Source organism: Natronorubrum bangense (assembly GCF_004799645.1).
GTDB lineage: Archaea > Halobacteriota > Halobacteria > Halobacteriales > Natrialbaceae > Natronorubrum > Natronorubrum bangense.
In genome coordinates this window covers 2863462-2876319 of the sequence record NZ_CP031305.1, presented here as the reverse complement: position 1 = coordinate 2876319, position 12858 = coordinate 2863462, and the positions used below count along the sequence as shown (strand labels likewise).

The following is a 12858-nucleotide window of genomic DNA, read 5'->3' as shown; positions in this document are numbered from 1 at the left end:
ACTCTCCGCCGATGGAGTTCGCCACGTTCGCCGACCGTGTCGCTGCGATCGACGCCGAATCCGCGGACCTCGAGATCATTGCCCACGTCAGGGAGCTGCTCGAGGACGCAGGCGATGACCTCGCAGTCGTCGCCCGGTTCGTGCAAGGCCGGGTGTTTCCGGCCTGGCAGTCGACGACGCTCGATATCGGTCCGAACACCTGTTATGAGGCGATCGCTCGCGCGGCGGGGACGAACGTCAGCGCCGACGACGTCGAGGAACGGCTCGCCGAGGTCGGCGAGATCGGCGAGGTGGCAGCCGGCTACGATTTCGGTGGCCAGCAAGGGCTGGGGGCGTTCACTGCAGGCGGGACGAGCGACGCGTTGACCGTCCGTGAGGTCTTCGAGACGCTCGTTGATCTCGCCGCTACTTCGGGTTCGGGCAGTCACGACACGAAAGTCGATCTCCTCTTTGGCCTGTTCAACCGCTGTGAAAGCGCGGAAGCCCGGTATCTCGCCCGCCTCGTCCTCTCTGAGATGCGTATCGGTGTCGGCGAGGGTGCCGTTCGCGACGCCATCAGCGAGGCCTTCGACGTGCCGGGCGAACGCGTCGAACGCGCGCTGCAGGTGTCGAACGACTACGGCCAGGTCGCTCGAGTCGCCCGTGACGACGGTCTCGAGGGGCTGGACGCGATGGACCTCGAGGTCGGCCGGCCCGTCCAGGCGATGCTCGCACAGGCTGGAACCGTCACCGACGCACTCGAGGAGTGGGACGAGGCGGCCGTCGAGTGGAAGTACGACGGGGCTCGCGTTCAGTTGCACCACGATCCCGAAAACGGCACAGACGCGGCTGAAACCCGTGTCTTCTCACGCAACATGGAGGACGTTACCAACGCCTTACCGGAGGTCGTCGAGTTCGCCGAACACACACTCGAGGAGCCGGCAATTCTCGACGGCGAGGTCGTCGCCGTCGATGACGACGGCACGCCGCTGCCGTTTCAGGAAGTCCTCAAGCGCTTCCGGCGCAAACACGACGTCGCGAAGGCCCGGGAAGACGTCGAGGTCCGGCCCGTTTTCTTCGACTGTCTGCACGCCGGTGGCGACGACCTGCTCGCCGAGTCGCTGACGACGCGCCACGAGCGACTCGAGGGCCTCCTCGCCGACGACCCGGATCAAGAGCCCGAATCCGTCGACGGTCTCTCTTTGCTCTGGCGCACCGACGACCCCGACGAGATCGAGTCGATCGATGCCAAGGCCCTCGAGGGCGGTCACGAGGGGATCATGCTCAAAGATCCCGACTCGACGTACTCGCCGGGTCGACGCGGGAAACACTGGCGGAAACGCAAGCCCGACGTCGAGACGCTCGACTGCGTGGTAACGGGTGCGGAGTGGGGCGAAGGGCGGCGGGCGACGTTCCTCGGTACGTTCGAACTCTCCGTGCGCGCGGACGACGGCGGAGAACGACGTTCCGCCGACGCTGCGGTGGACTCGCAAAATCTAGCGACCGTCGGGAAGGTCGCGACCGGAATCACCGACGAGAAACTCGAAGAACTGACCGAGTTACTCGAGCCCCACCTCGCAAGCGAGGACGGACAGGAGGTCGATCTCGAGCCCGAAATCGTTTTCGAGGTCGGCTACGAGGAGATCCAGACCTCGCCGACGTACTCGTCGGGCTACGCACTGCGATTTCCGCGGTTCCAGGCTGTACGCCATGACAAGGACCCGAGAGATGCCGACTCGCTCGAGCGACTCGAGCGGCTCCGGGAGGTCTGACCGAGCGCAACCACGAAGAACTATGAGGGCTGCATTCCCGTCTACTATCGATGAATCTCGGACGGCTTCTCGAACTCGTCCTCGCGATGGTTGCGGTCGCGATCTCGATCTCGGTCGTGACCACCGACCTGCTGGCGGCCGCCTGTCTCCTGCAGTTCGCGATACTGATCGTCCTGGAGCACGATTCGGAGACGTTCCGCACCCTGATCGACGGCTACGAGCGTGAGCTGACGTTCTTCAAGTGGGCGCTCCTGCTCGTCGCGTTCGTGAGTCTCTGGTGACGGTGATCAAGTGCGTCAGCCGTTGACTTCGCCGTGGCTTGTGGCTACTGTCTCCGTCGTGGCTGTCGGGTGAACTGACAGTCCCCGCGACCGGAGACAGTTGAGCACTCTTAAGACCCGTCGTAAACAGCATTGGCGTATGAAACCGCGAGACCTGTCCGATCACGTCGCCTACGAGGCGGGTCGAGGGATCGAGGAAGTCGCCCGCGAACTCGGGCGTGAGCCTTCGGAACTGATCAAACTCGCCTCCAACGAGAACCCCCACGGTCCGTCTCCGGCAGCGACCGTGGCGATCCGTGAGGCTGCCTCGAGTGTCAGTTCGTACCCGAAAGCTGCCCACGCCGACCTTACCGCCGCCGTGGCCGACCGCTGGGATGTCTCCGACAAGCAGGTCTGGCTCGCAAACGGTGGCGACGGGGCGATCGATTACCTCCACCGCACCGCACTCGAGCCCGACGACACGATTCTCGTTCCGACACCCGGCTTTGCCTACTACGGGATGAGTTCCCGGTTCCACCATGGCGACGTCCGGAAGTACAGCCTCGAGCGCGAGGCCGACTTCGAACAGACCGCAGACATCGTCCTCGAGGCCTACGATGGCGACCGAATCGTCTGGATCACGAGCCCGCACAACCCCTCCGGCTCGACCATGGCGCTCGCAGAAATCGAGCGGATCGCCGCCGAAACCGACGCGGAGACGCTGGTCGTCGTCGACGAAGCCTACGGCGAGTTTGCTGATGGTGAGAGCGCGCTCTCGCTGATTGAGGGACGAAACGGGTTCGAGTCCCGCGATGACGTGGCCGTCTTGCGGACGTTCTCGAAGGCCTACGGGCTGGCCGGTGTCCGACTCGGCTACGCCGTCGTTCCCGACGAGTGGGCCGACGCCTACGCTCGCGTGAACACCCCGTTTGCGGCGAGCGAACTCGCCTGCCGAGCCGGACTGGCCGCAATCGACGACGAGGAACACGTCGAGCGAACCGTCGAGACGACCCTTGAGTCCCGCCAGTACATGCGCGAGACGATCGACGCCCACGTCTGGGAGAGCGAGGGGAACTTCGTGCTCGTCGACGTCGGCGATGCAACGGCCGTGGCCGAAGCGATGCAGGAACGCGGCGTCATCATCCGTGACTGTTCGAGTTTCGGCCTCCCGGGCTGTATCCGCATCACCTGTGGAACCGACGACGAGACCGACCGTGCTGTCGAGACGCTCAACGCCGTGCTCGCGGATCTCGAACTCGATGACGACACCGATTCGGAGGTGGCCAATACGTGAGAGTCGCCGTTACCGGCACTCCGGGGACCGGGAAGACGACTGCAACGGACATCCTCGTCACCCGACTCGACGACGACTCGCTGCCGGACCTCGAGGTCATCCACCTGAACAGCGTCCTCGACGAGGAAGGCCTCTACACAGCGGTCGACGCCGACCGCGGGAGTAAGATCGCCGACCTCGAGGCGCTTTCCGACTGGCTCGAGGGCCGGGACGACGCCGTCATCGACTCGCATCTCGCACACCACTTCGACGCCGATCGGGTTGCCGTCCTCCGGTGTGCCCCCGAGACGCTCGAGAAGCGCCTGCTCGAACGCGGCGAAACTGAAGCCAAGGCGGCCGAAAACGCCGAGAGCGAGGCCCTCGACGTCGTCCTCTCCGAAGCCGTCGACGAACATGGCCTCGAGTCGGTCTACGAGATCGACACGACCGATCGTGACCCCGAGGCAGTTGCTGACGCCCTCGAGGCGGTCGTGACAGGCGACCGAGAACCGAGCGCTGGCGAAGTAGACTTCATGGGGTATCTGACATGACGCTCGATAAGTTCCGTCCGTACGTCTCGCGATTTCTCGATCCGTTCGTCAAGGGATTCGATCGCGTCGGGATGAGCCCCGACGGGGTAAGCGTGTTAGCGTTCGGGATGGCGATTCTGGCTGCCGTTGCGTTCTTTTTGGGTGGCCAAGCAGCCCCAATCTGGTACGTCGTGGCTGCGATCCTCGTCTTTTGCAACGGCTGGCTCGACATCGTCGATGGGGCGCTCGCCCGCGAACAAAACGTCGCCTCTGCGGGTGGCGATCTGCTCGATCACGTCCTCGACCGGTACGCAGACATCGTCGTCATTGGCGGCCTGGCTGCAGGTGTCGGGGACTACTTCCTCGGCTTTCTCGCGGTGACGGGTGTCGTGATGACATCGTATCTCGGGACGCAGGCACAGGCCGTTGGCCTCGACCGAGTCTATGGTGGGCTCGTCGGACGTGCAGACCGATTGGCGATCATCGGCCTCGTCGGCTTTCTCGCCTACCCGGTCTCGGGAACCTACGGCGGGCTCACGCTGATCGGCTGGCTGCTCGTCTTCCTCGCGGTCGTCGGCCATCTGACCGCGATCCAGCGGTTCGTCTACTCCTGGTCCGCGCTCGAGTAACCGCCGTCTCCTTGTTCGGGAGCGCCCGCATGGTTTATCACTCGCCGCGATATAGTGTCGGGTATGGTCCAGTGCGAGATGTGTGGCGCTGAGACGTCGTCTCCGAAGACTATCAAGGTCGAGGGTGCGAAGTTAGACGTGTGTTCGAACTGCACCGATTTCGGCACTGAAGTCAAACAGCCCTCGAGCACCAGTGGCTCGACGAAGTATTCGACTTCGAGCTCGTCCTCGGGCTCCAGCGGTGGCTCGAGTTCCTCGAGTTCGACCACGAGTGCAAGCTCGAGTTCCTCGAGTAGCCAGCGACGCTCGGATATGTTCGACGACATGGACGAGCTTGCGACGGATTACGACGATCGCGTTCGCAACGCTCGCGAGAACAAGGGACTCAGCCAGTCCGACCTCGCGAACGAACTCAACGAAAAGGCGAGCCTGATTCGAAAGATCGAACGCGGCGATACGCTGCCAAGCGACCGTGTCCAGTCGAAACTCGAGAAGTTCCTCGAGATCACCCTGAGCGCCGAGAGCGGCTCGGCTGACGACTCGGAGTGGTCGGGTGGCTCTTCGACGGGCAGTTACACGCTCGGTGACGTCGTCAAGCGCAAGGACTGAGACGGTCTGCTGTACCGATTTATCGGTGCAACCGCAGACAGTCGTAGTTGCATGGAACTGACGTACAGTTGTCCGTATGGCGGCCAGTCAGTGCCTTCATCGACGGACGTGTGCGCCCGCTGATGCCGTCGACTCGCAAACTATTTCTTCCGTGCGAATGGCTGTGCTGATATGTTCATCCTCGTCAACCTGAAGACGTATCCATGTGATCCAGTCGCCGTCGCGGAAGCTGTCCGTGACGTCAACGAGTCTACCGATGCTCGTGTCGCCGTCGCCCCGCAGGCGGCCCACCTCGAGCGCGTCGCTGAAACGGGTGCTGAAACGTGGGCCCAGCACGTCGATCCGATCGACTACGGGAGCAACACCGGACACACACTCGCCGAGACCGTCGCCGAGGCGGGCGCGGACGGGACGCTCATCAACCACTCCGAACAGCGGCTGAAACTCGCCGACGTCGACGGCGCCGTCCAGGCCGCCGAACGGGCCAACCTCGAGACCGTCGTCTGTGCCAACAACCCGGCCCAGATCGGTGCGGCGGCGGCGCTCGGCCCAGACGCAGTCGCCGTCGAGCCACCGGAACTGATCGGCACCGGGACGCCGGTCAGCCAGGCCGATCCGGACATCGTCGAAGGCGCTGTCGAGGCAGCTCAGGCCGTCGATGCGGACGTCTCTGTGCTCTGTGGCGCCGGTATCAGTACGGGCGAAGACGCGGTTGCTGCTGGCGAGCTCGGTGCTGAGGGTGTCTTGCTCGCAAGCGGCGTCGCGAAAGCCGACGATCCGACGGCAGCGCTCGAGGACCTCGTCGAGCCGTTGTAAGCCGCATCCGTTTTTCGACTGCCGTGACCCGATTCGGCCGGCAGCTTTTCACATCTCGCGTGATAGGGCCACCCATGACCGAAACTCGTCCCATCGACGTCGCACTCGAGAACCGACTCATGGGCCAGGGAATCTACGTCACCGAGTGTACGCTGCTATCGGACGACGATGTGACAGCTGCCGAACTTGATTCGGTCGACGACCTCCCCGACGGGACCGGCCTCGTCCTCGAGTACGAGACCGTCACCGAGACGTCGGGCATCGGGAGCGACGAGGTCGGCACCGTCGTCCGGACGCTGCTCGACATCGCCAACGAGCACGGGTGGGCACCGGGACGGCTCGAGGCGACGTCGGTGACGACCGACGGCGCGGTCCGCGGCCACTGGCACGTCGACCAGGCGTGGTTTGACGGACTGGGTCTCGAACTCGACGATCTCGAGTTCTCACAGCGAGTGCTCGAGACGATCCAGTCGGAGGCGGCCCAACAGGAGTGAATGGAGACTATCAACTATAGTAACAACTGAAACTGGTTGCACACCGATCGCACGACAGCTGTGCGATCGGGTGCGCACTGACGGTCAGTGGCTACTAGAGCCTGAGTACCCGCTGTTCGACCGAGCGAGCACTCGACTCGCGTCACCGACTGCTGTTCGATAGTATAATATCGATTCCCACACCCAACTCCTGTAGAGCAACTGATGACCAGAGAGCAGATTTATGTCTCGCACGCGCCCGGTGATCTCGAACTCGTCCAGGAGCTGTTCTCGACGGTCAAGAACTTCCCGTTCGGCGTCCACATCACGTTCGAAGCGGTCGAATCCGGTCGGCAACGAAACCGGCTCGAGGGACGACTCGCAAACAGCGATGTCGTGGTTGCGGTGCTGACGGCGGCGTCGGCCGACAGCCAGTGGATCAACCAGGAGATCGGGTACGCCGTGGCCAAAGGGATTCCCGTGATCCCGCTGTACGACGATGAACACCATCGTGGCGGCTTCATCGATGCCGTCGACGGCGTGGAAATCGACCCGCAGAACCCGTCGGAAACGATCTTCAACCTACTGAGTCGGCTCCGGGCACAACTCGCACCACTCGGTGCGCTGTCGGTCCCAAACTGGTACATTCGGTTTCCGTGTACGAACCCTGACTGTGGGCATCCAGTCACACTCGAGATCGAACAGGAGCAGACAAAACTCTGGACACGATCCAAACACGGTAAGTTACTGACCGCATCGTGTGAGCGCTGTGGAGCGACGTACGCGTTCGATCCGGCGACGATCGGTTACGTCCGTCGTGACGGTGGCGGCCGCTGACAGCGACGAGTGACTACGTCGCTTCGGTGAGCCGTTCGTAGGCGTCTCTGACGAGTTGGAACGCCGACCGACTCCCGCTTTGCTGGTCCGGATGGGCACGTTTTATCTGCGTATGAAACGCCGTTCGAATCTCTTCGTCGGTGGCACCGGGTTCGACGCCGAGAACCTCGCGAGCTTTCGTTTTCCTGATCTCGACGTCTTTAATGATCCCGTCGTCCTCGGCACTGTCCTTGCAGGTGGGACACAGCCGCTCGGTTCGGTCGTCGATAGTCGTCACGTGGAACAGTTCGGCGCGAACCCACTCGTTGCACTGCGTACAGAGTGTCTCCTCGTCGTCCGTGTCGCTGTCGCTTCCGTCAGTCGGTTCTGCTGTCGTGTCGGCGTCCGCTCTCGTGGCGGTTGCTTCTGAGTCGTTGTCCGGCGCTTTAGCCACGCAGGCCGGACAACAGGAGACGACAGTGCCGTCGTTCAACACGATATCCTCGAGTTCGACCTCGAGGACGGTTTCAGTACACCCATCACAGGTCCCACGGCGCTGGTCGAGCGATGAACACTTTCGTGCAGCCTCGCGGGCATGTGGCTCACAGCGGGGACAACACGCGACGTGCTCGCCGTCCGGCATCGTCACTACTGTAAGCTCTTCGAGTGGAACTGCGCGGCCACAGCCATCACAGCCTGCATGACGGTCATCAGCCACAGCCATTGGTCGCATCTTTGTATTCATTCGTTATTAGTTCTTCTTCTGATAGAGTCTGAACGGACGACACTCGAGGCTGTAGTGGAACCGAATCGGGACTACAATATGTGTTCGGTCCCGAACTGACGCTATGGACACAGCAGTTCGAACGGACGGCCGTTCTCGGCTGGTCGATCGAGAGACCCTCATCCTCGGTGTCGGAGACGTTGGGCTGCTCGCAGGACTCGTCCTCGTCGGCCAACGCAGTCACGGTGTGAATCCGCTCGAGCAGCCGATCGCATCGCTCGAGGCGATTGCTCCCTTCGTCATCGGCTGGCTCGTCGTGGCGGTGCTGGCGGGCGTCTATGCGCACACCGTCGTCTCGTCGGTGACTCGAGTCGCGCGGCTGACGACGGTCACGTGGATTGCAGCGGCGAACGTTGGCCTGTTGCTTCGCCAGTCGGTGTTCGGTGACACGGCAGCGTGGCCGTTTCCGCTTGTCATGACGGGGTTTGGACTGCTCTTGATCGTTGGCTGGCGCGTCGGCTACACTGCGGTTCTGTATCGAACATCGCAGTGAACTGCCTCGAGTCGGGTGGTTCGAACGAGCCGTAGATTTTTACTGGCACGCAAACTTGTTGGGTTTTTGGCGCTCGAATCGTCTACAGCAGCCACTGGTCGTCACTGCACAGCCGGTCGAACGACGGCTGTGGAAATCGGCTCCGTTGTTACGACAGGACAGCCATTTCGCTGCCCTCCCGTGAGCAGCCCCTCTCATGCAGTACGAGACGCGCCGCGGTCTTGGGTGATCGTGTGAGAGTCGCTTTGCCGGTACGATCTTTGCGTCTGACAGTTGTTCCGTTTCATGATGTATCATCATTCGTACAGGCCTTTGTCGTGACTAGGAGATAGTAATGAACAATAATTATACATACATGGTTAAACATCCACGTCAGAAATGTGGAATACCACCTTGCAGTACTGCGGTTAACAAATTTGTTTGGTAGAATAATATGTGTTCACTGGGGGAGATTCAAGCAATTTTGGGGTTATTATTCCACACGCATCGAGACAAATATCCCACCCATAAGTTATGGATATGCACTCAGTTGAATACGTGTTAGAAATAAGTCCAGTACAGAGCGATTATGGGAAACGCTTATATACATATTCCTCATACTATAGCATAGATTATGACTGGATACTACGACATTGTTCTCGGCCTGATCCCAGTCGCACTGCTCGGTATCACTGCAGCGCTGACCGTCGTGGGTGTGTCGTTAACCGCAGCAGTTCCGATCGGCTCGATCGTCGCAATCGCGATCATGGGCCACGCGATGTTCGTCAACGGCCCGGCCGACGGTTCCGACGAAGCTCGCTCTGCACGTCCGCCCCTCAACGCAGACTGACTCGTTCCGGATCTTCTCTCTCTCTTCGCGGTCGTTTTCTGTCGTGACAATCTCGCTGTTTCGTCTTGCCGAAACTGTTACTGCACCCTTATCTGTTCGAGTAGATCGATATCTCCACACAGTGAACTACCCCACACCCTACTCAGCCGCTGGTGCGGCTTCGTTGAGGGTGGGGCTTCCTGCTTCGATGACGTTGTCAGACTGCGTCTGACAGCCTGTCGAGGGAACCTCGACAAACGCGCTTTGCAGACACCGAATGGGTGTCCGTAAGGAGCGCAGTCTCCACAGGCGTGTCTTCGGACCATCCCAGCCCTAACGCAGTAAACACGCACACCGGCCTAGCTGACATCATCATCGAGCCGAATGCGGGTCCGATAATCGACGGTACGAGGTTCGGAAACGCCGAGACAGAGGGCTGACACCACTTGTGAGGAAACATGCCTCGATTTTTGTGTTTTGACAGGGCATTCAAGCGTCTCGTCCCCGTATTTTGAGCTATGTCCCGTGCGGCTGAACTCGCGTCCATCCTCGAGACGACCGAGTCGCTGGTGATTGTCTGTCACGACAATCCGGATCCGGACTGTCTCGCCAGCGCGCTGGCTCTCGAAGCAATCGCGAGTGATTACGACGTCGACGAGGTGACGATCGCGTACGGTGGTGAGATCTCACACCAACAAAACCGTGCGTTCGTCAATATGCTCGATATCTCTCTCGAGCCGCTCGCCGATACTGATATCAGTGAGTACGACTGTGTTGGGTTCGTCGACCACTCACAGCCGGGTGCGAACACGGAATTTCCCGCCCGGATCACGCCCGACATCATCGTCGACCACCACCCCGGTGAGCCGGTCGGAGCCACGTTCGAAGATGTCCGAACCAGCATCGGCGCGACAGCCACGATCTTCGTCGAGTATCTCGATGCGCTCGAGGTCGAACTGACGACGCGGCTTGCATCAGCACTCCTGTTTGCGCTCCACCGTGAGCGACTGGACTTCGTCCGCGAGCCGACCAGACGAGAGTACGAAGCTGCACTTGCAGTCTATCCAAATGCGGATCTTGAGACGCTTGAGCAGCTGTATGGCAGCGCGTTTTCCTCGGAGACACTCGATGCGATCGGACAGGCAATCGGCTCTCGCGAACGACGGGGCTCCGCACTGGCTGCAAGCGCTGGCAAGACCGCTGAAACCGATTCACTCCCGCAGGCGGCGGATTATCTACTGAATCTCGAGGGGGTCGATACGGTCCTGGTCTACGGCATCGTCGGGGATGTGATCCGACTGAGCGCTCGCTCTATCGATCCCCGGATCCATATCGGTGAGACGTTGCAAGATGGCTTCGATGATCTCGGTCAGGTTGGCGGCCACCACGATATGGCCGGTGGACGGATCGGACTCGGCCTGTTCGCCGACAGTGCAAACGACACGGACGTGTTGCTCGCGTTCGTCGGCGGTCGACTCGTCCACCGGTTTTTCGATGCGTTGAACCTCGACGACGATCGGTGACTGTCGTTCGACGCTCGCCTCGAGACCGCAGCTGGGTGCGGATCCCGCCACTCGAATGTAATACAACCGAAAGAAATACTGATTAGAAAATTGAACAGTCTGGCGATGTGGTTCGACCCCGCTGTTATCGAAGCCGTCCGAGATGCCGTGCCGACGTGGCTCGGTGTCATCATGGTTGTGCTCTCGTATCTCGGGAGCATCTACCTGATCGCACCCGCAATGATCGCCGCCTACTGGGCCAACCGTGACCTCGTCGCACCGTGGCTCGGTGGCGTCATCGGCTGTTATGGGCTGATGTCGATCACAAAATCCTTTCACACGGCAACCCGACCGACTGTTGGCCCGCCAGTCAGCGCCGATGCGTTCCCCGCGTGGTTCGTCCCGTGGTACGAACACGCCGCCCATATCTCGACGACGAGCTTTCCCAGCGGCCACGCGATGGCGGCGACGATCATTGTCGGCATGCTCGTCGTCGATCTGCCGGTGAGCACCGTCCGTCGACGGGCTCTCGCTGGAACTGCTGCCATCGGTTGGGTCGGCTTTACGCGAGTTGGACTGGCCGTCCACTATCCCGGTGACGTAGCTGGCGGGATTGCGTATGGAGTTGGCTTTCTGGCGTGCTACTATCTGGTCAGACACGTCCTTGCGCGTCGGCTGTCGATCGATACGGCGACCGCTGCGTTCGCAGTCGGGTTCGTCGTCAGCCTGATCGCAGTCATCTACGTCGGGAGCCGCAACGCACACATCGCCTTCGGTGGTGGTCTCGGCGGCCTACTCGCCTGGCACTACACCCCAGTGCTCGTCGCGACGATCCAAGACTCTGTCTGGGAGTCCCTCCTCCCGCTTTTGGGTATTGCCATCGTCGTCGGTACCTGGTTCGTGACGGACCTGGGCATCGGAAATCGACCGTTCATCGTCCTCTGGGCTGCGTTGTTTCTCACAGCCGTCGTCGCCGTTCCATGGATTGCACCCACGCATGCGCTCTGGTCGTCAGCAAAACGCCGTAGTCGCCGACTCACCGGCTGAGCCGACTCGAGACGAACGCAGCGACTTCAGACCTCCATCATTGCGAGACTCCCGGTGACAGCCGACAGTATTCTTTTATCGGCACAGCCCGTACTTCAGATCATGTACGTCCGGGACGCGAAAAACAGAGAGGAGGTCTGGCTGCTCGACCATATCGAGGCGATGGGGCTCGACGAGACGGCGTTTCGCTCACGTGACTACGTCGTCGCCATCGACGAACAGTCCGGCGAGAAGGCGGGTTTCGGACGTATTCGCATTCACAGGGACGACGACGGCGATGTCTGTGAGTTGACCAGCATCGGCGTCCTCGAGGGATGGCGAGAGCAGGGCGTCGGTGCCCACGTTATTGAGCGACTCGTCGAATACGCCAGCGACGAAGGGTTCGAAACCGTCTACGCGTTGACGGGCACAGGAAGCTACCTCGCCCAGTTTGGCTTCCGGCGAATCGACACCTCACAGCTCCCAGCCCCTCTTCAGCAGCGTCTGACTGAGAAACGCGATAGCGTCGATCCGGATGCGGTCCCCCTCGAAATCAGCGTCGATCGATTCCGGATGCCCGAGGAGCGTCGAGAGGCGTTCAAACGCGCTCCTGAAGACCGTGGGGAAACCTCGGACGAGGAGTCCGCCGAAGATTTCGGCATCGACCCCGAGACGGCGACGTACAAGTACGACACTGGCCGGTAACTCGATGACCGAACCCGACACCGAGAGGAGCAGAGACGACGACAGCGTCCGTGTCTGGCTCGTCGAGCGGACGTACTCGGACGACGAACTGAACCTGATTATTCTGGTGTACGCTACCGAAGACGGTCGCTACTACCACCGCCGCGAGCGTGCGCTGACGAGTTTTACCGGCCCTGCTCGAGCGACGAAAGCCGGGTTATGCGTCTCACCCGACGCGGTCGGCACCGTCGACGATCCCGAGACTCAAGCACGGTACGCGACGGAGGCAACCAGAATGGCCGACGAGCACACGCCGGATGATGAGGTTTAGTCGATCGACTGTGCGGTCAGATCGAGCGCTCGACTGTGTAATCGGTGACCCACAACTCGAGGCGACAGCGGAC

At 61.3% G+C, this 12858-nt stretch carries 16 protein-coding genes and 1 pseudogene; 15 read left to right on the top strand and 2 right to left on the bottom strand.

All coding sequences use genetic code 11. From position 1 onward, the window contains the following. The first annotated feature begins 11 nt into the window (after window positions 1-11). From ligA to DV706_RS14325, 9 genes are all read left to right on the top strand, one after another. Complete coding sequence (gene ligA, locus DV706_RS14365; RefSeq protein WP_006065786.1) at window positions 12-1751, top strand: ATP-dependent DNA ligase LigA; 1740 nt, start codon at window positions 12-14, stop codon at window positions 1749-1751. A 50-nt stretch (window positions 1752-1801) separates the two neighbouring features. Beyond that, window positions 1802-2032, top strand: coding sequence for a hypothetical protein (locus DV706_RS14360; RefSeq protein WP_006065785.1), 231 nt, complete (start codon window positions 1802-1804; stop codon window positions 2030-2032). 139 nt (window positions 2033-2171) lie between these two features. Continuing rightward, complete coding sequence (gene hisC, locus DV706_RS14355) at window positions 2172-3305, top strand: histidinol-phosphate transaminase (RefSeq protein WP_006065784.1); 1134 nt, start codon at window positions 2172-2174, stop codon at window positions 3303-3305. Continuing rightward, window positions 3302-3835, top strand: a complete 534-nt coding sequence (locus DV706_RS14350) for an adenylate kinase family protein (protein ID WP_006065783.1) — start codon at window positions 3302-3304, stop codon at window positions 3833-3835. The genes hisC and DV706_RS14350 overlap by 4 nt, the downstream gene beginning before the upstream one ends. Then, window positions 3832-4443, top strand: coding sequence for a CDP-alcohol phosphatidyltransferase family protein (locus DV706_RS14345; RefSeq protein WP_006065782.1), 612 nt, complete (start codon window positions 3832-3834; stop codon window positions 4441-4443). The genes DV706_RS14350 and DV706_RS14345 overlap by 4 nt, the downstream gene beginning before the upstream one ends. A 63-nt stretch (window positions 4444-4506) precedes the next feature. Next, a complete protein-coding gene (locus DV706_RS14340; RefSeq protein WP_083902020.1) occupies window positions 4507-5052 on the top strand; it encodes a multiprotein bridging factor aMBF1 in 546 nt (181 codons plus the stop codon). Window positions 5053-5223: 171 nt separating this feature from the next. Further along, window positions 5224-5868: a triose-phosphate isomerase gene (gene tpiA / locus DV706_RS14335; RefSeq protein ID WP_136350902.1), complete on the top strand. Its 645-nt coding sequence runs from the start codon at window positions 5224-5226 to the stop codon at window positions 5866-5868. A 74-nt stretch (window positions 5869-5942) separates the two neighbouring features. Next, window positions 5943-6362, top strand: a complete 420-nt coding sequence (locus DV706_RS14330; protein ID WP_006065777.1) for a hypothetical protein — start codon at window positions 5943-5945, stop codon at window positions 6360-6362. A gap of 204 nt (window positions 6363-6566) precedes the next feature. Beyond that, window positions 6567-7178, top strand: coding sequence for a toll/interleukin-1 receptor domain-containing protein (locus DV706_RS14325; protein ID WP_006065776.1), 612 nt, complete (start codon window positions 6567-6569; stop codon window positions 7176-7178). A gap of 13 nt (window positions 7179-7191) precedes the next feature. Here DV706_RS14325 and DV706_RS14320 read toward each other — a convergent pair whose 3' ends face one another. Next, complete coding sequence (locus DV706_RS14320; protein ID WP_006065775.1) at window positions 7192-7881, bottom strand: J domain-containing protein; 690 nt, start codon at window positions 7879-7881, stop codon at window positions 7192-7194. Window positions 7882-8005: 124 nt separating this feature from the next. On the opposite strand from DV706_RS14320, the gene DV706_RS14315 reads away from it, so the two are divergent. Then, a complete protein-coding gene (locus DV706_RS14315) occupies window positions 8006-8434 on the top strand; it encodes a DUF3054 domain-containing protein (RefSeq protein WP_006065774.1) in 429 nt (142 codons plus the stop codon). A gap of 613 nt (window positions 8435-9047) precedes the next feature. Then, window positions 9048-9263 carry a hypothetical protein gene (locus tag DV706_RS14310; protein WP_006065773.1) on the top strand — a complete coding sequence of 72 codons (216 nt, stop codon included), beginning with the start codon at window positions 9048-9050 and terminating at the stop codon, window positions 9261-9263. 196 nt (window positions 9264-9459) lie between these two features. Here DV706_RS14310 and DV706_RS22435 read toward each other — a convergent pair. After that, window positions 9460-9588: pseudogene (locus tag DV706_RS22435) on the bottom strand (RNA-guided endonuclease TnpB family protein); the annotation flags it as partial. Between the two features lie 172 nt (window positions 9589-9760). Between DV706_RS22435 and DV706_RS14300 the strand changes: the two are divergent. The 4 genes from DV706_RS14300 to DV706_RS14285 all read left to right on the top strand — a co-directional run bounded on the left by DV706_RS14300 (window position 9761) and on the right by DV706_RS14285 (window position 12785). Beyond that, on the top strand, window positions 9761-10765 hold the full coding sequence (locus tag DV706_RS14300) for a DHH family phosphoesterase (protein ID WP_006065772.1): 1005 nt from the start codon (window positions 9761-9763) through the stop codon (window positions 10763-10765). A gap of 105 nt (window positions 10766-10870) precedes the next feature. Then, the gene (locus DV706_RS14295) at window positions 10871-11791 is read left to right on the top strand and encodes a phosphatase PAP2 family protein (protein ID WP_006065771.1); all 921 of its coding nucleotides are present in this window, start codon (window positions 10871-10873) and stop codon (window positions 11789-11791) included. 102 nt (window positions 11792-11893) lie between these two features. Continuing rightward, window positions 11894-12475, top strand: coding sequence for a GNAT family N-acetyltransferase (locus DV706_RS14290; RefSeq protein ID WP_006065770.1), 582 nt, complete (start codon window positions 11894-11896; stop codon window positions 12473-12475). A gap of 4 nt (window positions 12476-12479) precedes the next feature. Continuing rightward, complete coding sequence (locus DV706_RS14285; protein WP_006065769.1) at window positions 12480-12785, top strand: hypothetical protein; 306 nt, start codon at window positions 12480-12482, stop codon at window positions 12783-12785. Window positions 12786-12858 lie beyond the last annotated feature (73 nt).